The following is a 19569-nucleotide window of genomic DNA, read 5'->3' on the forward strand; positions in this document are numbered from 1 at the left end:
ACTACTTTCCATTTAACTTATATAATTTACTATACTTTATTTATAACATTGTATAAGGATGAACATCTATTGAAATGGTCAAACCTTCTTTCTGAAATTGCTGTTGATAATGTTCAAGCACTTTTTTCAGTGCAGGTTTTAAGTTTGGTTCATGTTTGTATTTTATCAAACATTGATAACGATATCTATCATTGATCCGAGGGATAGAGGAGGCAACAGGCCCTAATATAATCGCATCATGTGAAACTTGAGACCTGATATGTTTCGTTATTTTTTCTGTCGTTGCGACAGCTTTCATTAAATCTTCATGACTTACTGTCACTAATGTTAAATAGTAAAATGGCGGATATGAGCCAATTTTTCTTAACACCATTTCTTTTTTATAAAACTGATCATAATCTTGCTTTCCAGCTAACTCTACACTGTAATGGTCTGGTGTATATGTTTGAATGACTACTTCTCCTGATAATTCATGCCTTCCTGCCCTACCACTCACTTGAGTTAATAACTGAAAAGTCTTTTCGCCAGATCGAAAATCAGGTAAATTTAACATCGTATCAGCACTTAAAACTCCTACAAGCGTAATATTAGGAAAATCTAGTCCTTTCGCAATCATTTGTGTCCCTAATAATATATCAGCTTGTCCTGATTTAAAATGATCAAGCAGTTTTTCATGCGCTCCTTTTCTACTAGTTGTATCGATATCCATCCTGATGATCCTAGCTTCTGGAAGGACCTGATTCAACTCTTCCTCTACTTTTTGGGTCCCTGTACCAAAATAGCGAATATGTTTACTTAAGCATTCGGGACATGTCTTCGGAACTTGAGTATTAAATCCACAATAATGACATTTCATCTCACTAGTATGTCGATGATAAGTAAGCGAAATATCACAATGTGGACATTGCATGACAAACCCACAGTCACGGCACAATAAAAACGAAGAATGCCCCCTTTTATTCAAAAATAAAATGGTTTGTTCTTTTTTGGCCAATCGGTCCTTTAACTTTTCAAATAACTCTGTCGAAAACATAGAACGGTTTCCATTTCGCATTTCTTCACGCATATCCACAATGGAGACAAAAGGTAATGCCATATCATTCATCCGCTTTGAAAGAGTTAGCTGTTGATAGACTCCTTTTTGTGCTCTAGCAAATGTTTCAAGGGAAGGTGTCGCACTTCCAAGAATGACAGGGCATTGATGTTGTTTTGCTCTATATATTGCTACGTCTCTTGCATGATATCTTGGTAGTTCTTCTTGTTTATAGCTTGATTCATGCTCTTCATCAATAATGATGATACCTAAGTTTTCAAAGGGAGCAAAAATGGCTGACCGAGCTCCAACTACTACTTTTGCTTCCTTTCTTTGAACTTTTCGCCATTCATCATATTTCTCTCCAACAGATAAACCGCTATGAAGGACAGCAACATCATCTCCAAATCGGCCTTTAAACCTGTCCACCATCTGTGGCGTTAGGGAAATTTCCGGTACAAGTACAATAGCTTCTTGTCCTTTTTCCAGTACCATTTGAATTGATTGAAGGTAAATTTCAGTTTTTCCACTTCCAGTTACTCCGTATAGCAGAAATGTTTGATATTCCTCATCCTCAATTGTCGTCAAAATTGGAGCAATTGCTTTTCTTTGCTGATCAGTTAACGGCAAAGGCTCCGTAGTTGCAAACTCTTTATGAGAGAAGGGATCACGGTATACTTCATTTTGACTTTCGATTAATATCCCTTTTTGAACAAAGTTCTTAATGGTAGAGTGGGAGCACTCACAGTTTTCAATTAAATCGTTGGCTGTGTATCTTTCATTCTGATGATTTAGCAAAAACTTTAAAAGTCTGATTTGAGTAAAAGCATTTGCCCTTACAGTATGCAGGAGCTCTTTTAGCTCTTTGTCACTCATCGTTGAAAAATAGTATTTCACTATTTTCTTTTCAGCACGATTTTTAACAAGGTAAATCACTTCCGCATTTCCCATTTTTATTTCTTCATGAAGTGCACGAAGTACTCCCTTGTGTTCAGCCTCTTTCCAAGAAAGTTCAATTTCCCCTTCAAAAAGCTGATCTAGAAAAGGATTATCCTTCATATTTATCCGCCGTATCCGTTTTTCGTACTTCGATTTCATTGCAGCTGGGAGCATCGCATGATAGGCAGAAATTTTAAAGGAAAGAGTTTCCTCCGCCAACCAATTACCTAACTCTAATAGTTCTTTGTTCAAAACAGGTGTCAAATCTAAAGGTTCTTTTAATTCCCTTAATTTATCAAAAGAGCTACTTTCTTTAATCTGTGTTACGAAACCTTGAATCGTGCGGGGACCGAATGGAACAGCCACCCTCATTCCGGGTTCGATAACTCCAAGCCATTTATCAGGGATTAGATAATCAAATTCCTTATCCGTTCCAAGAGCAGGTACATCTACAATCACTTCGGCAATCTTCATTGCTTATTTCCTTCTCCCAACTTCCTTATAATCTCCAATAAAATTTCTTTCGCCACTTCACTTTTGCTCAGCAACGGAAGTTTTTTCAATGTGTTATCTTTATGATAGATTGTCACAATATTAGTATCGCCACCAAAACCCGCACCTTGGGCTGATACATCATTTGCAACAATCATATCCGCGTTTTTTCTTTTTAGTTTTTCAAGAGCATACTTATCAACCTGTTCAGTTTCAGCAGCAAATCCAACAAGAAACTGTTTATCTTTCTTCTGACCAAGCTCTTGTAATATATCGTTTGTCCGTTCAAACTCAATGACAAGAGGACCATCTTTCTTTTTTAGCTTTTGATCATAAACTTGCACAGGGCGATAATCTGCAACCGCTGCATTTTTTATGACAATGTCAGCCTCACTAAAATGTTTCATTACTTCGGTATACATTTCTTGAGCCCTTTCGATCGGAATTAAATTTACTCCATTAGGCACCGATATTGTATTAGCACCAGACACAAGAATTACTTCCGCTCCCAACTTTGCAGCCTCTTCAGCAAGAGCATATCCCATTTTTCCAGTTGATCGATTCGTTAAATAACGTACGGGATCGATCTTTTCTCTTGTTGGTCCAGCAGTAACTAATACTGTTCTTCCTTTAAGCAGCAGATCTGTGTTTTCAAAATAACGCTGAACTAACCGTACGATTGTTTCAGGTTCTTCCAATCTTCCTTTTCCTATATAACCACATGCTAAATAACCTTCGGATGGTTCAATAAAACGGTGACCTAATTGATGAAGAGTGTCGATATTCTTTTGAACCGCTGGATGATTGTACATATGGACATTCATTGCTGGTGCTATCCAGACAGGTGCTGTTGTCGCTAACAATGTGGTCGTAATCATATTATCAGCAATTCCGTTCGCTAACTTCCCTATAGTGTTCGCTGTAGCAGGTGCGACTAACACGAGATCTGCCCAATCTGCTACATCAATGTGAGCAATTACTTGCGGGTTATTTTCGATAAATGTATCAGTATATACTTCATTTCGCGATAACGCTTGAAATGTAAGGGGAGATACAAATTTTGTCGCAGAGTCACTCATCACTACTTTGACATTAAAATCACTTTGGACAAGTTTACTCGTAAGTGCAGCGGCTTTATATACAGCAATCCCACCAGTAACACATAATAATAAATTTTTCTTCATTTCGTATTACACCCCTATTATAAAATTCATGATCCCTTTTGGGCGTTTAGTCTCTTCCTCTATTATCTACGATCTAGAAAAGAAAAGACAACCCATTTAAACTGAGTTGTCTTTTCTTTTAACAATAGTTTTATTCTTTAATCTTTAGGGCACCCATATAAATTTCTTCTAGCGCCTTCCCAACAAATTTATGAGAACGATATTCCTCAAGTTGTTGATTTTTTTCAATTTGCATATTACGGGCCCGTTTTGCGGCAACTGATACAAGTGAGTATTTTGAATCAATGACATCCATCAACTTATCGATAGAAGGATAAAGCATATTATTCAGCCTCCAACATTTTAATATATTTCGATGCAATTCGCTCGCTGCGACAATGTTCCGCTAGCACGATCGCATTAATTCGATCAACAGCATTGTCAACATTATCATTTTCTACAATGTAATCATAAAGATTCATTAATTCTATCTCTTTCCGAGCAGCCTCCATACGGTTGAGGATAAGTTCCACAGTTTCTGTACCCCTACCTTTTATTCTGCTTTCTAGCTCACCTAAGCTTGGAGGCATCAGAAAGATAAATAAACCTTCAGGAATTTTCTCCCGTACTTGTCTCGCTCCTTGGACTTCAATCTCTAAGAATACATCTTTTCCCGATTCTAACGTTTGCTTAACATAATCGAGAGGTGTTCCATAATAATTACCGACATATTCTGCATATTCCAGTAATTTATCTTGACTGATCAGTTGTTCAAATTCTTCTCGACTTTTAAAAAAGTAGTCGATCCCATCCTTTTCACCAGCTCGTGGTGCTCTCGTTGTAGCAGAAATGGAATATTCATATCGTGCATCAGGACGAGAAAAGATTGCTTTTCTCACTGTTCCTTTTCCGACACCTGATGGGCCTGAGAGTACTATTAGTAAACCTTTCTCTTTCATAATTCTCCATTCCTACCCTTCCTCATTGTCATCCTTCCCAAATAATCTTTGGGCCACTGTTTCAGGTTGAACAGCTGACAGAATGACATGCTCACTATCCATTATTATTACAGCACGAGTTCTTCTTCCGTATGTAGCATCTATCAACGTCGCCCGTTCTCGGGCATCTTGAATAATTCTTTTGATCGGCGCTGACTCGGGCCTTACGATCGAGATAATTCGATTGGCTGATACAATATTTCCAAATCCTATATTTAAGAGCTTCGTTTGCATAGTGCTCCCCCAGTCATCTATCGGTTTTTTACACGATTTATATACATCTATGTATCATTCTTTCCTCGTCTCCGTTTCGAACACAATCCTCAAAACAAAATTTTAACATAAAATTAATGTGTACGGGACCTCACTTTTTTCTTTTAAAAAAAGAAAAAGGAATAGACTAAAGTCTATTGCCTTTAAAATTATATCATAAACTATTTCTTTTTTCTTATAATAAATGATCCAGCAAGTAAAAAAGTTGGCAAGGCACTCATTGCGGTTATTAGAAGCCAATCTGCTGGAATAATTGGAACGGTATGGAAAATCGGTTGAAAAGCAGGCATGTAAATAACAACAAACATTAGTGCAAAGGAAGACAATACTGCCAAATTTAGATATTTATTTTCAAATGGGTTTCTTGCAAATACTGATATTTCACTTCTACAGTCAAATACATGGATAAGTTGTGCCATAATCAATGTTGCAAATGCAACCGTTTGAGCGTATGGAAGATTACTAGGATCCCGATAATATACAACAATGAAGGCAATCAATGTTGCTATTCCGATTAGGAATCCCCTCGAGATAATTTTCCAGCCAAGTTTTCTGGAAAAGACCCCTTCATTAACTGCTCGAGGCTTTCTTTTCATAACATTTTCTTCTGCTTGATCAAGACCTAGTGCCATAGCTGGTAATCCATCGGTAACAAGATTCACCCATAGAATTTGAATAGGCACGAGTGGAAGTGGTAATGACATTAACATAGCAAATAACATCACTAAAATTTCACCAACATTGGAAGCTAATAAATATCGAATAAACTTTCGAATGTTTTCATAAATATTGCGCCCCTCTTGAATGGCTGACTTGATTGTTGCGAAATTATCATCCATTAAAATGAGTGATGATGCTTCCTTCGCAACGTCTGTACCGGTTATCCCCATTGCAATCCCAATATCGGCGGCCTTAATGGCCGGGGCATCGTTAATTCCATCTCCAGTCATCGCTACGATATGACCTTGATTTTGCAGTGCTTTGACAATTTTAAGTTTATGTTCGGGTGTAACACGAGCAAATACAGATACATCTTCCACAACTTCCTCAAGCTCTTCAACAGATAATTGATTTAAATCATGACCATCCATCACTTTATCATTTTTCCCTAAAATGCCAAGCTGTTCAGCAATCGCACAAGCTGTTGCCTTGTGATCTCCTGTAATCATTACGGTTTTAATGCCTGCCACTTTACATTCCGCAACCGCATCCTTTACCTCAGGACGAGGCGGATCCATCATTCCTTGTAACCCAATAAATGTTAGACCTCTCTCAACTTCTTTTTCCTCATCTGGATAGAAAGAACCGTTAAAAGGCTTAAATGCAATAGCAATAGTACGTAACGCTTGTGCTGATAAATGATTCACTGCCGTTTGAATTTCGTTTCCTATCCTTGTATCTAGTAATCTCTTTTTTTCATCCCAAAGAATCGATTCACAATTACCGACCAATACATCGGGAGCACCTTTAGTAATAATATATTTTTTTCCATGCTCATCTTTTACGATGACACTCATCATTTTCCTTGAGGAATCGAAAGGATATTCTTTTTCGATTGTAAACTGCTTCAGTAAATCTTCTCGCTGAATACCTCCCTTTAGTGCAGATGTGAGTAATGCTCCTTCTGTTGGATCGCCATCAACAATCCACTCATCATCGTGAATCATTAGTTCGGCATGATTACACAATACACCAAAAGTAAGTAATTGTTTTATTGACTTTTCCCGATTAGGCTCGATACTTTTATCTTCCAGGTAGAAATGTTCATGATTATCGCCTTCCAGTTTAAAAGTTTTACCGCCACTCCATAATCGAGTAACCGTCATTTTATTTTGCGTCATCGTTCCTGTTTTATCTGAACAAATAACTGTCGCACAGCCGAGAGTTTCGACAGCTGGTAATTTCCGAACAATAGCCTTTTTCTTAATCATCCTCTGGACACCAAGTGATAGAGCAACTGTTACAATCGCTGGTAAACCTTCAGGAATAGCCGCTACCGCTAATGAAACCCCAGCAAGGAACATTTCAAACACGTCATGCCCACGCATAATACCAAGTACAACTACTAGCAAAGTTAAAGCTAATGCGACTGTAATTAGTATTTTGCCAAGTTGTTGGAGTCTTCTCTGCAAGGGGGTAATGATTGTCGTGGCAGTTTGGATCATATGAGCGATTTCACCCATTGCTGTCTTCATCCCAGTCGCAGTGACAATCCCAATTCCATTCCCGCGAGTTACAAGCGTTCCCTTGAAAGCCATATTGTTTAAATCGCCTAAGTTTGGAGAGGGATCGTTGATCGGCTCAGTATTTTTTACCGTCGGGATAGATTCACCAGTCAAGGCTGATTCTTCTAGCTCGAGATTATTCGCCTGAATGAGCCTAACATCCGCTCCCATCCGATCACCGCTAGCAAATCTTAGTACATCTCCAGGAACAATTTCTCTAGAATTAATTTTTATCCAATGACCATCCCGAAGCACAGTAACTTGTGGAGCAGATAAATTTTTTAAAGCTTCTAATGACTTTTCGGCTTTTCTCTCTTGAATAAAACCAAGTATGCCATTTAGTAGAACAATAGCCATAATTGTAATCGCATCGATGTATTCACCGAGTATTCCTGAAACGAGTGTTGCTCCCAACAATACTAATACCATAAAATCTTTAAATTGATTAAAGAACAATAGAATGGCAGATTGCTTTTCACCTTCAGATAATTCATTCCAACCGAACTGTTTTCTTCTCGTTTCTACAGCTTTTTCAGATAATCCTTGTTTCGAATGTGTATTTAAAGACTCTTCAACCTCTCTTGCCTTCATTTCATGAAACTTCACGCACTCATCACTCTCTTTCCCCGACATATAGAAGTTGTCCATGTAGTAGCAAGCTTATTCATCAAGAACGGATTTCATGATATAATTTTGTCCAAGCAAAGAAGTTTCGAAATAAATTTGAAGAGGATGTTCCAAAATGCCTTTTGATGGTTTTTTTACCCGGGCAATGGTGTCTGAACTATCCGATACACTTCGCGACGGTCGGATCGGAAAAATTCACCAACCTTATAAAAATGAAATTGTTATGGTTGTTAGAGCTGAGAGGAAGAATTATAAGCTTTTGATTTCAGCTCATCCTAGCTACGCAAGAATTCAATTAACAACTGATACGTTTGATAATCCAACAGACCCTCCTATGTTTTGTATGATTTTGAGAAAACATTTAGAAGGGGCGATCATTGAAAAGATTGAACAATTTGAAATGGATCGGATTATCATGATTCGACTTAAAGGTCGAGATGAATTAGGAGATATTAGTTACAAGACGCTAGTTATAGAAATTATGGGCAGGCACAGCAATATTATCTTGATCAACGAAGAACAAGATACAATTATTGACAGCATTAAACATATTCCTTCAGCCCTTAATAGCTATCGGAGTATTTTACCAGGAACAAAGTACATTTTCCCACCAGCACAAAATAAGAAAAATCCTTTGAACGTTACAGAAGAAGATGTACTGAGAGCGTTAGATTTCAATACTGGAAAATTAGATAAGCAACTTGTTGAAAATTTTTCGGGTGTTTCACCAGTGCTAGCTAAAGAAATTGTTTATCATTCAGGACTCGCTAACCGCGAAACGCTTCCGAAGACGTTTATTGATTTTATGGATCGAATGAACCAGCATGACTATCAACCAACTATTACGGTATCGAATAAAGAAGATTTTTACCTTTTCCCACTCACTGCACCTAAAGGAGAGGCGAAATCCTATAGTTCTTTAAGCGAATTGTTAGACCGTTTCTATTTTGGTAAAGCGGATCGTGATAGAGTTAAACAGCAAGCGCATGATTTGGAAAGACTTATGAAAAATGAGAAAGAAAAAAATGAAGTGAAATTAGGGAAATTGGAGAGAACGTTGAAAGAAGCCGAAAATGCGGATCAGCACCAACTCCTTGGTGAGCTACTGACAGCGAATATGCATTTAGTAAAAAAAGGGATGCAGGTAATTTCAGTTCCAAATTATTATGATGAAAATTATGGAGAAGTCACCATTCCTTTAGATTCCCGTAAAACACCTTCCGAAAATGCCCAAGCTTTCTTCACGAAGTATCAGAAGGCAAAAAACGCAGTTCAAGTTGTAAAAGAGCAAATCGAAAAAACAAAGGATGAAATTGAGTATTTTGATAGGCTGTTACAACAAATTTCTTCAGCTTCCCCACGAGATTTAGAAGAAATTCGTGAAGAGCTAGAAGAGGAAGGTTATTTACGGTCTCGTCAAAAATCAAAACAAAGAAAAAAGGCGAACGTTAAGCCGTCGATTGAAGCTTATCAAGCAAGTGATGGTACCGAAATTTACGTCGGAAAAAACAATAAACAAAATGATTATTTAACGAATAAACTAGCAGCCCGTGATGAAATTTGGCTTCACACGAAAGATATACCAGGGTCGCATGTTGTTATTCGTTCAAAAGAACCTACAGATGAAACGATTATGGAAGCTGCGATGCTTGCGGCCTACTTCAGTAAGGCAAAAAACTCTGCTTCCGTTCCTGTTGATTTTACGAAAATTAGGCATGTAAAAAAACCGAGCGGTGCAAAGCCTGGGTTTGTTATCTATGATAACCAGCAGACAGTTTATGTGACGCCAAATCAGGATCGTGTGAGGGGAATGCTGCAGAATTAATTGACAGAGTAATAAAGTATTCTTTAATTTTAGATAGTCTATTGTACAAAATGACAGTTGGGGTTATCCAAAAAGTGGAAAGTCACTTACCTTTACCCTTATTTTAGTGGCTTTAAACGAGGGTGTTGATTTCCGCAGAAGGCACTCGCTTTCTGCGGGCATGGCTTGAGCCTCCTCAGTCGCTGTGCAACTTACGGGGTCTCAAGGTCCATGTTATTCCCGCAGGAGTCTCGCGCCTTCTGCTCCAATCAACGTGCTTAAAATGAAGCGAATATTAATAACATATATATCTACAAAAGGTACAAAAAAATCGTCCCATTCAGTAAAATGAAGTTAACACACAACATCAAAAGAGAGAACGATTTTTGTGTGCAATCCGAATATTACTACTGATCATTATTACACTTATCTCACGCGATAATATTACATAATATATATGAAAGTGGATTTTCTTGTTTCCCTAACCTTCTACCATTCTGTCCCTTTTGTTTTATCTATAATAAATAATTGTGGATCTATATCTATATTTTCTTTAACATCATTTAATTTAACTTCCTTTACAACTGTACCGTCTGTTATTATTTGTACCTTAGATAATATGTCTTGATTTTTCTCCATTAATGAAATTTCAACAGATTGGCTCTTTAGGAGGTGAAATGTATGAGAATTGTATTTTTTATTATTCTTTCAGGGTTCATTTTTGTTGGTTGTTCAACAAAAGATCCCCTAACTGATGAATACAGTATTCAAAACCCAACAAATTGTGTTGATAGTCTAGAAGAAAATATGATTGAAGTCAGAGTTTATGCCGATAGCTTTCAAAGGGATGGAAATTTCCCTAACTTTGTCGTCGTCGATACTAGCTTCTATATAAATAATGAAATACAACGTGGAGATATAGTTTATTTTGAAGACAAACAGGGACTTTCCATAGCCCGTGTCTTAGCATTACCTAAAGAAGAATTAGAAATAAAAAAGGGGCAAGTTTATATAAACAATCGCAAATTGAATACATTTTACGGACATGAGTATAGATGGGCGGGAGGAATAACTAGTGAAAAAATAGATACATTTACTATGGATAATATTCTTATAGATAATGACAGTTATTTTTTAGCAGGAGATAATTGGTGGAGAAGTCCCACTTTTGAACCAATCCAGAAAAAAATTATTGAGGGAAAAGTGATTGGTATACTATGTAAATAAATAAAACTTAATAAAGATATCGAATAAATTAACAAATTTAATATTTCGCCGAAGTTAGATATTATAAGTTTCCAAGATATTATTGAGCTATTACAGGCTGTCAGTTCATAAAAATATTGTATTTATAAGAATCCTTTATTGGGTACCTATTTTTTAGCTATCCCAATAAAGGATGTATCACTTTATTCGACTTTCCACACCTCTGGATTTTCGCGCCAGCTCTTTAATGTTTCTAGATCATTTTCTTCAATGATGCCTTTTTGTAAAGCGTTTTGAATCAATGTGGAATATCCAGTTAACGAATAAGCCGTTAAACCAGCCTCTTCCAGCCTCGTTTTACCTTTATCCAACTCATATGTAAAAATCGAGACAATTCCAAGGACTTCAACACCCTCAGCAAGAAGTGCTTGAGCGGCTGTTATCGCACTGCCTCCGGTAGAGATTAAATCTTCTACAACAACGACTTTTTGACCTTTAGTAACTCTTCCTTCAATTTGGTTACCTTTCCCATGGCTCTTCGCGGAAGAACGGACATAGCACATTGGCAGTTCAAGTTCGTCACTAACCCAAGCAGCATGAGGGATTCCTGCTGTTGCAGTTCCTGCAATCGCTTCTGCTTCGGAAAAGTGTTCTTTAATTATTTCCGCCAGTCCTCTTGCAATTTCTTTTCTCAATGAAGGGTAAGAAAGTGTTAAACGGTTATCACAATAAATGGGCGATTTAATGCCTGATGACCATGTAAAGGGATCGTTCGGTTTTAAAGAAACAGCCTCAATATCTAATAGTTGTTCTGCAATTTTTTCCGCTAATGTTGTCACGATTCCATCTCCCATTCTGATTTTACTTTCAAATAAGCTCCAAGAGGGTCTTTAGCTTTTGTAATCGAGCGTCCTACTACAATATGAGTGGAACCTATGTCACTTGCTTGCCGCGGCGTGACAACTCTTTTTTGATCATCAACTGAATCACCTGATAGTCGAATTCCTGGTGTTACTCGTAAAAAATCGCTACTCGTTACATCACGAATGGCTCCAGCCTCCAAAGCAGAACAAACGACACCATCTAAACCAGATGAATGAGTCAATTGAGCATAATGAAGAACAGATTCTTTCAGTCCGCAATGAATTAGTTGCTCATTCCGCATTTGTTCTTCACCTGTACTAGTCAATTGGGTAACGGCAATAATTTTCGGTCTCGATTTTCCAGAGGGGGTTCCTTCCTCTAATCCTTCCCTGGCAACTCTCATCATTTCTGAACCGCCAGCTGCATGGACATTGACTAAATCTACATTTAGACTAGCAAGGATTTTCATCGAACTATAAACAGTGTTGGGAATATCGTGTAGTTTTAAATCGAGAAAAATCTCATGGCCTAATTCCTTCAACAACTCCAATAAAACAGGACCTTCCTTGTAAAATAATTCCATTCCCACTTTAACAAATAGCGATTCTTCATGAAATTGTTTCAAAAAAGTTTCCGTTTCTGTTCTTCCCGGAAAATCAAGGGCGATGATTGGCTTTGGCAACATCCTTCTTCCAGCTCCTTCCAATCAATTCCGTAATATGGGACACGTGTAATTCGTCTAGCTTTCCAGGTAGTTCGTCAATCAAGCGCGGACAAATAAATGGATCGGTAAAGTTCATTGTTCCTACAGCTACTGCACTTGCTCCAGCATAGAAAAATTCGATAATATCATCAACTGTCGCGATTCCACCCATTCCAATAATGGGGATCTCCACTTTTTGACTTACTTCATAAATCATGCGGATAGCTACAGGTTTTATAGAAGGCCCTGATAAACCACCACTTTTATTTGCCAAGATCGGCTTTCCACTCTTCAAATCAATCCGCATTCCAAGCAGTGTGTTTATCATCGTTAAACCATCTGCACCAGCTTCCTCAACAGCTTGAGCCATTCCGACAATATCCGCTACATTCGGAGAAAGTTTGACATAGACAGGAACAGAAGATACATCCTTGACTCTTTTGGTTAGTTCAGCTGCTACTTCTGGCACTGTTCCAAAAGCGATCCCGCCTTTCTTAACGTTAGGGCAAGAAATATTCAATTCAAGGGCATGAACATTGGGAGCTTTAGAAATATGTTTAGCAACTTCCACATAATCTTCAGTTTCGGAACCTGCGACATTTGCAATGATAGGTAAATCAAACTGCTCTAACCATGGTAGCTCATTAGCTAAAACCCCTTCAAGGCCTGGATTTTGCAGTCCAATTGCGTTTAACATTCCTGCAGCTGTTTCTGCCACTCTTGGAGTAGGATTACCAAATCTCGCTTCCAACGTTGTCGCTTTAATCATGATCGAGCCTAATTTATTCAAATCAAATAACTGACTGAATTCTTTTCCAAAACCGAAACATCCAGAAGCTGGCATAACCGGGTTTTTTAATGAAAGACCAGGCAGTTCAATATTTAAGCGATTCATGTTAAAACCACCTTTCCAATTGGAAACACAGGGCCATCACTACATACTTTGACGTAATCTTTGCCACCGACTGGTTCGTTGACATGACAAACACAGGCGAAACAAGCTCCAATTCCGCAACCCATTCTTTGTTCTAATGATAAAAATCCTTTTTTGTCGTGAAAACGTTGTTGCAAAGCATTTAACATTGGAGTTGGCCCACAGGCATACAGTATATCTGGATTAAGGTGATATTGATCAATAACATCTGTGACAAATCCTTTGATACCCTTTGTACCATCAACTGTTGCTACATACGTTTCACCATATTGTAAAAAATTCTCTTCGTAAAAAGCAACATCTGCTGATTGGAAACCTAGCACATGAATCGTTTTAACACCCTGCTTATTCAACTGTTTCGTAAGTTCATATAACGGAGGGACTCCGATTCCGCCGCCTACAAGTAAGGCTGTTTCACCTTCTCTTGCCTCACGTAGAGGAAATCCATTTCCTAATGGACCAAGTACATCCACTAAATTATTTTCTTCACGGCTCGAAATAATTTCTGTTCCCTTTCCCTCGGCCCGATAAATAACAGTAAACTGTTCCTTGTCCTGATCAATGTTTGCGATACTAATGGGTCTCCGTAAAAGAGGATCGAGCCCCGGATTTGTCCGAATATGGACAAATTGACCGGGCTGATCCATTTGATTAACCAGTTTACCTTCTAAAGTAAGTTCATAGTTATTTTTTGCGATCATTTTCTGAGACACGACTCGCATCATTTCTTGTTGGATCAAGCTTGAATCGCCTCATTTCTTTCAATATTCCCTTCAGCCATTGGTTCAGCCGAGAATACCATTGATTCCAATACACCAAGGATAGCCTCTGCTGTATCCAGAGACGTTAAGCAAGCAATACCGTTTTCAACAGATTCTCTTCTAATTCTAAATCCATCCCGTTCTGGTTGTTTTCCTTTTGTTAATGTATTGATGACAATTTGAGCTTCGCCTTTACGGATAACATCAATAAGTGTTCGACCTTCTGAACCAATTTTTCCAACGACTTCAACAGGAATTCCATCATTTGCAATCATCTTTGCTGTTCCGCTCGTAGCAAGAATTCGATATCCGATTGATGAAAATCTTTTCGCAAGTTTGCGAGCTTCTTCTTTATCTTTATCTGCAACGGTGACTAAAACCGTTCCGTAAGTCTTAATTTCCATTCCCGAAGCAACCAATCCTTTATACAGGGCTTTTTCCATTGTCTTATCTTTGCCCATAACTTCACCAGTTGATTTCATTTCTGGTCCGAGCGTAATATCCACTCTTCTTAATTTCGCAAAGGAAAAGACCGGAACTTTGACAAACACTCCTGATTGTTCAGGGGCAATACCTGTTTCATAGCCCAATGAAGGAAGGGTTTCACCCAAAATCACTTTCGTAGCCAAATTCGCCATTGGAATGTGAGTAATTTTGCTCAAGAAAGGAACTGTACGACTTGACCGCGGGTTAACTTCAATGACATACAATTCATTTTGCGAGATAACATATTGAATATTAAGTAAACCGACAATTTCCAGACCGCGAGCGAGTCGGATTGTATAATCAACAATCTTTTCTTTCATTTCTGGGCTAATATTTTGAGGCGGATAGACAGCAATTGAGTCGCCAGAATGGACTCCAGCTCGTTCAATATGTTCCATAATGCCCGGGATCAAAACGTTTTCTCCGTCAGAAATAGCATCCACTTCAATTTCTTTTCCGACTAAATAGCGGTCGACTAAGACAGGATGTTCTGGATTAATCTTCACAGCGTTTTTCATATAATGGAGCAGTTCTTTTTCTTCATACACAATCTCCATCGCTCTTCCACCAAGTACATAGGAAGGACGAACTAAAACCGGATAACCGATTTCGGTTGCAATTTTTACCGCTTCTTCGACAGAGAAAGCCGTCTTACCTTTTGGTTGTGGAATATTTAGGATTTCTAATGCCTGTTCAAATTTATCACGATTTTCAGCCCGATCCAAGCTTTCAAGGGAAGTTCCAAGAATCCTCACACCACGTTCCTCAAGAGCTGCAGCAAGGTTAATCGCTGTTTGTCCGCCAAATTGAACAACAACTCCTTCAGGCTGTTCCAAATCGATAATATGCATGACATCTTCAATCGTTAACGGTTCAAAGTACAACTTATCAGAAATACTGAAATCAGTTGACACAGTTTCTGGGTTGTTATTAATGATGATCGCTTCATATCCTGCTTCTTGTATCGCCCACACACTATGAACGGTCGCATAATCAAATTCTACACCTTGGCCAATTCGAATTGGACCTGAACCAAGTACAACCACACTTTTCTTATCTGTTCTGATTGATTCATTCTCCCATTCATACGTTCCGTAAAAATATGGTGTTTCGGCTTCAAACTCGCCAGCACATGTATCAACCTTTTTATAGACAGGTATAATTCCCTCTGCTTTACGCCACTCATAAAGTTCTTTTTCTGTAGTATTCCACAATTTAGCAATCGTATGGTCACTGAATCCAGAAATTTTCGCTTTTCTTCCCCATTCTACGTCAAATGGATTTTTCGAGATTGTATCTTCGATTTGAATGATTTTGTTCAATTTATGGAGGAAGTATAAATCAATCTTGCTCCACTCATGAAGTTCTTCGATAGTAATTCCTTGTCGTAGTGCTTCACCGATAAAAAATAGACGTTCATCAGTTGGTCTTTCCATTTGCTTTTTAATAAATTCTCGATCAGCATTACTCTCTGGATGGTCAAGATGGAAGATTCCAGATTCTAAGGAACGAACCGCTTTTAACAATGATTCTTCAAATGTTCTTCCAATCGCCATAACTTCACCAGTTGCCTTCATTTGTGTGCCTAAGCGACGATTAGCTGACTCGAATTTATCAAAAGGCCATCTCGGAATTTTCGTTACGATATAATCGATTGCTGGTTCAAAGCAGGCATATGTTTGGCCTGTTACGGGATTCATAATTTCATCCAATGTATATCCTGCTGCAATTTTTGCTGCTAATTTCGCGATTGGGAAACCAGTTGCTTTCGATGCAAGGGCAGATGAGCGACTAACCCTCGGGTTAACTTCGATTATATAATATTGGAAACTATATGGATCCAAAGCTAGCTGAACATTACAACCACCTTCGATCCCTAGCGCACGAATTAACTTTAATGAAGTATTACGCATTAATTGTAGTTCTCTGTCACTTAGTGTCTGACAAGGAGCAACGACAATCGAATCACCCGTATGGACGCCAACAGGGTCAATATTTTCCATATTACAAATCACGATCGCATTGTCGTTTGCATCTCGCATTACTTCGTACTCAATTTCTTTATATCCAGCGATGCTTTTTTCTACTAAGCATTGATGGACAGGACTATTTTTCAGTCCGCTCGCAACAATTTCTTTTAGCTCCTCTAAATCTTCACATATTCCTCCACCAGTCCCGCCTAAAGTATAGGCTGGTCTTACGATAATCGGATAACCAATCTTTTCAGCGAAGGAAATTGCTTCTTCAACCGTATGTATTATATCACTATCTGGAACAGGTTCATTCAGTTCATTCATCAACGCTCTAAATTGATCGCGGTCTTCAGCTTGTTCAATAGCCGAAAGTTTCGTACCAAGTATCTCTACACCACATTCTTCTAAAATACCCGCTTTAGAGAGCTGCATTGCCATATTCAATCCAGTTTGACCGCCTAAAGTAGGTAAAATCGCATCTGGTCTTTCTTTGCGAATGATTCTTGCTACGAATTCCAGTGTAATCGGCTCGATATAAACGGCATCTGCAATTTCAGTATCAGTCATGATTGTCGCCGGGTTGGAGTTAATTAAGATAACGCGGTAGCCTTCTTCTTTAAGAGCGAGACAAGCTTGCGTTCCTGCATAATCAAATTCTGCTGCCTGTCCAATGACTATTGGACCTGATCCAATGACGAGAATACTTTGAATATCTGTTCTTTTAGGCATGTTGTTCCACCCTTTCTTGTTGTTGGTCCATAATGTTCATAAACTGATCGAAAGCTACTTTTGCATCTTCGGATCCTGGAGATGCTTCAGGTTCATATTGGACTGAAAAAGCTGGTAATTTTTGATGTTTGAGCCCTTCGATGGAATTCCCATTTACCGCTCGGTGTGTGATCGTCAAAGTATTTGTATCGACCGATTTTTCACTTACTTCAAATCCATGATTTTGCGATGTGAAAATGATTTTACCTGTTGCTAAATCTTTAACAGGATAACTTGTTCCACGGTGTCCAGAATGCATTTTCTCCACTTTCGAGCCATTAGCCATGGCAAATAATTGGTGACCTAGACCAATCCCAAACAATGGAACCTCTTTTTGCACCTCTTGAATCATTTTGCAAACTTGTGCAACGTGTTCTGGGTTTCCAGGGCCATTGGAAAGCAGAATTCCATCTGGTCTTAATGTTAGAATATCTTGTGCAGATGTTGTAAACGGTACAACTGTTATATCGCATCCACGTTCTGTTAACTCTCTTAAAATACCATTCTTGAGACCAAAATCGACTACTACGACATTCTTTCCGCGTCCTGGGCTTGGAAATGGTTTTGTGCTGGAAACTTGTTTAACCTCATCCCCTGGGAAAGTAGTTGCTTGAAGTCTGTTAAGAATCGCTTCTGTTTTTTCTTCTGCACTACAAATAATCCCTTTCATCGCACCTTTTTCCCTTATCAATCTCGTCAACATTCTCGTATCAATGCCCGATATGCCCGGAATATCCTTTTGCTTCATAAATTCTTCCAATGACAAATTGGAGCGCCAATTAGAAGGGGTGTCACATGCTTCTTTAACTATTATCCCTTTAATAACAGGCTGAATGCTTTCAAAATCATCGCGGTTAATACCATAATTGCCAATCAACGGATAACTGAAAGTGATGATTTGTCCATAATTAGAAGGGTCGGATATAATTTCTTGATAGCCACTCATACTTGTGTTAAAGACTACTTCACCTATCGTTTCTTTTTTACTTCCGAACGCATCTCCCAAGAACACAGTTCCATCTTCTAATACAAGTTTTCGTTTCATTTCTCATCATTCCTTTCAGTCCACTGCAATTCACCATTTACAAAGGTAGCTACTGGCCAGCCTTGACAATTCCAACGAGCAAATGGTGTGTTTTTTCCTTTTGAAGCAAATTTAGCTGGATCAATTTCTTTTTCCTGATTGAGGTCAAGTAAAGTGATGTCGGCTATTTTTCCAACTTCCAAAGTCCCGCTTTCCAATCCAAAAGTTTGAGCAGGTTTTAGTGTCAACCAATGAATAAGTTCCTCTAAGCTGAATATTCCTTTTTGGACAAAATGCGTATACAGAAGTGGAAAAGCTGTTTCTAAACCGACAATTCCGAAAGGCGCTTTTTCCATTCCTCTTGCTTTTTCTTCTATGGCGTGTGGTGCGTGATCTGTTGCGATAAAATCAATCGTTCCATCAAGAAGACCCTCGATTAGCGCTTCACGATCAGCTTTCCCTCGTAATGGGGGATTCATTTTAAAGTTAGTGTCAGCACCTGGAATATCATCTTCACTAAGCAGTAAATGATGCGGAGATACTTCAGCCGTCACACGAATTCCCGCCCTTTTCGCATCTCTCACTGTCCGGACAGACTCTTTCGTACTAATATGGCAAACATGATAATGGCAATTTGTTGCTTCTGCTAAAAGCACGTCTCTTGCAATCTGAACAGATTCACAGATAGAAGGAATTCCCGGAATCCCGGATTTTTTAGAAAACTCTCCATCATGAACAGCTCCTCCATATATAAGCGAATTATCCTCACAATGAGCAACAATCGCCATATCAAGCGCGGCTGCTTGTTTCATTGCTTCATGCATCATCCCAGCTTCTTGAATTCCAACCCCATCATCGGTGAATGCAAAAGCTCCTGCTTGTTTTAGTGCCGCAAAATCGACTAGCTCCTCGCCCTTTTGCTTTACCGTAATCGATGCATACGGTAAAACATGGGCATTTCCTCTTGTTTTACATTCATTAACAAGCCAGCTCATTTGTTCAGCATTATCTGGAACTGGGTTTGTATTTGGCATTGCAGCAACCGTCGTAAAGCCGCCTCTTACAGCTGCAAGTGTACCCGTTTCAATCGTTTCTTTATGTTCTCCTCCGGGTTCACGTAAGTGGATATGTAAGTCGATGAAACCTGGTGAAATGACCAATCCAGTTGCATCGAATTCTTTTTCACCATGTTCGATAAGATCATTGCCTATTTCAGTAATTTTCCCATCATTTATTCTTACATCTATTGTTTTAGTTGCATCTACTAGACTTGCATTTTTGATTAACCAGTTCATA

General features: G+C 38.5%; 16 protein-coding genes. 2 read left to right on the forward strand and 14 right to left on the reverse strand.

All coding sequences use genetic code 11. From position 1 onward, the window contains the following. Positions 1–40: 40 nt before the first annotated feature. From priA to BN1243_RS04940, 6 genes are all read right to left on the reverse strand, one after another. Positions 41–2446, reverse strand: a complete 2406-nt coding sequence (gene priA / locus BN1243_RS04915; protein WP_062105123.1) for a primosomal protein N' — start codon at positions 2444–2446, stop codon at positions 41–43. After that, entirely contained in the window at positions 2443–3648 is a 1206-nt protein-coding gene (coaBC, locus tag BN1243_RS04920) for a bifunctional phosphopantothenoylcysteine decarboxylase/phosphopantothenate--cysteine ligase CoaBC (RefSeq protein ID WP_062105124.1), read from the reverse strand. The genes priA and coaBC overlap by 4 nt, the downstream gene beginning before the upstream one ends. A gap of 130 nt (positions 3649–3778) precedes the next feature. Beyond that, positions 3779–3970, reverse strand: a complete 192-nt coding sequence (gene rpoZ, locus BN1243_RS04925; RefSeq protein ID WP_062105125.1) for a DNA-directed RNA polymerase subunit omega — start codon at positions 3968–3970, stop codon at positions 3779–3781. Between the two features lies 1 nt (position 3971). Next, entirely contained in the window at positions 3972–4586 is a 615-nt protein-coding gene (gene gmk / locus BN1243_RS04930) for a guanylate kinase (RefSeq protein ID WP_062105126.1), read from the reverse strand. A 12-nt stretch (positions 4587–4598) separates the two neighbouring features. Continuing rightward, complete coding sequence (remA, locus tag BN1243_RS04935; protein ID WP_062105127.1) at positions 4599–4859, reverse strand: extracellular matrix/biofilm regulator RemA; 261 nt, start codon at positions 4857–4859, stop codon at positions 4599–4601. Positions 4860–5059: 200 nt separating this feature from the next. Continuing rightward, positions 5060–7729 (reverse strand): calcium-translocating P-type ATPase, SERCA-type, encoded by a 2670-nt coding sequence (locus BN1243_RS04940; protein ID WP_062105128.1) that lies wholly within the window; start codon positions 7727–7729, stop codon positions 5060–5062. Positions 7730–7865: 136 nt separating this feature from the next. On the opposite strand from BN1243_RS04940, the gene BN1243_RS04945 reads away from it, so the two are divergent. After that, a complete protein-coding gene (locus BN1243_RS04945; RefSeq protein WP_062105129.1) occupies positions 7866–9575 on the forward strand; it encodes an Rqc2 family fibronectin-binding protein in 1710 nt (569 codons plus the stop codon). Between the two features lie 468 nt (positions 9576–10043). Here BN1243_RS04945 and BN1243_RS21970 read toward each other — a convergent pair whose 3' ends face one another. Continuing rightward, positions 10044–10193 (reverse strand): hypothetical protein, encoded by a 150-nt coding sequence (locus BN1243_RS21970; protein WP_154669799.1) that lies wholly within the window; start codon positions 10191–10193, stop codon positions 10044–10046. A 42-nt stretch (positions 10194–10235) separates the two neighbouring features. Between BN1243_RS21970 and BN1243_RS04950 the strand changes: the two genes are divergently transcribed. Beyond that, positions 10236–10781, forward strand: a complete 546-nt coding sequence (locus BN1243_RS04950; RefSeq protein WP_062105130.1) for a S26 family signal peptidase — start codon at positions 10236–10238, stop codon at positions 10779–10781. A 182-nt stretch (positions 10782–10963) separates the two neighbouring features. On the opposite strand, the gene pyrE is transcribed toward BN1243_RS04950, so the two are convergent. The 7 genes from pyrE to BN1243_RS04985 are packed head-to-tail and all read right to left on the reverse strand — an operon-like array spanning position 10964 to position 19568. Then, on the reverse strand, positions 10964–11599 hold the full coding sequence (gene pyrE / locus BN1243_RS04955) for an orotate phosphoribosyltransferase (protein ID WP_062105131.1): 636 nt from the start codon (positions 11597–11599) through the stop codon (positions 10964–10966). Next, positions 11596–12309 carry an orotidine-5'-phosphate decarboxylase gene (gene pyrF, locus BN1243_RS04960; protein ID WP_062105132.1) on the reverse strand — a complete coding sequence of 238 codons (714 nt, stop codon included), beginning with the start codon at positions 12307–12309 and terminating at the stop codon, positions 11596–11598. Before pyrF ends, pyrE begins: the two co-directional genes overlap by 4 nt. Then, a complete protein-coding gene (locus BN1243_RS04965; RefSeq protein ID WP_062105133.1) occupies positions 12281–13222 on the reverse strand; it encodes a dihydroorotate dehydrogenase in 942 nt (313 codons plus the stop codon). Before BN1243_RS04965 ends, pyrF begins: the two co-directional genes overlap by 29 nt. After that, entirely contained in the window at positions 13219–14001 is a 783-nt protein-coding gene (locus BN1243_RS04970) for a dihydroorotate dehydrogenase electron transfer subunit (RefSeq protein WP_062105134.1), read from the reverse strand. Before BN1243_RS04970 ends, BN1243_RS04965 begins: the two co-directional genes overlap by 4 nt. Beyond that, a complete protein-coding gene (carB, locus tag BN1243_RS04975; protein ID WP_062105135.1) occupies positions 13998–17210 on the reverse strand; it encodes a carbamoyl-phosphate synthase large subunit in 3213 nt (1070 codons plus the stop codon). Before carB ends, BN1243_RS04970 begins: the two co-directional genes overlap by 4 nt. Next, a complete protein-coding gene (locus BN1243_RS04980; protein WP_062105136.1) occupies positions 17203–18294 on the reverse strand; it encodes a carbamoyl phosphate synthase small subunit in 1092 nt (363 codons plus the stop codon). Before BN1243_RS04980 ends, carB begins: the two co-directional genes overlap by 8 nt. Next, complete coding sequence (locus tag BN1243_RS04985; RefSeq protein ID WP_062105137.1) at positions 18291–19568, reverse strand: dihydroorotase; 1278 nt, start codon at positions 19566–19568, stop codon at positions 18291–18293. The genes BN1243_RS04980 and BN1243_RS04985 overlap by 4 nt, the downstream gene beginning before the upstream one ends. Position 19569 lies beyond the last annotated feature (1 nt).

The sequence above is a fragment of the Bacillus niameyensis genome, assembly GCF_001375535.1.
In the GTDB taxonomy this organism is placed as follows: domain Bacteria; phylum Bacillota; class Bacilli; order Bacillales; family Bacillaceae_C; genus Lederbergia; species Lederbergia niameyensis.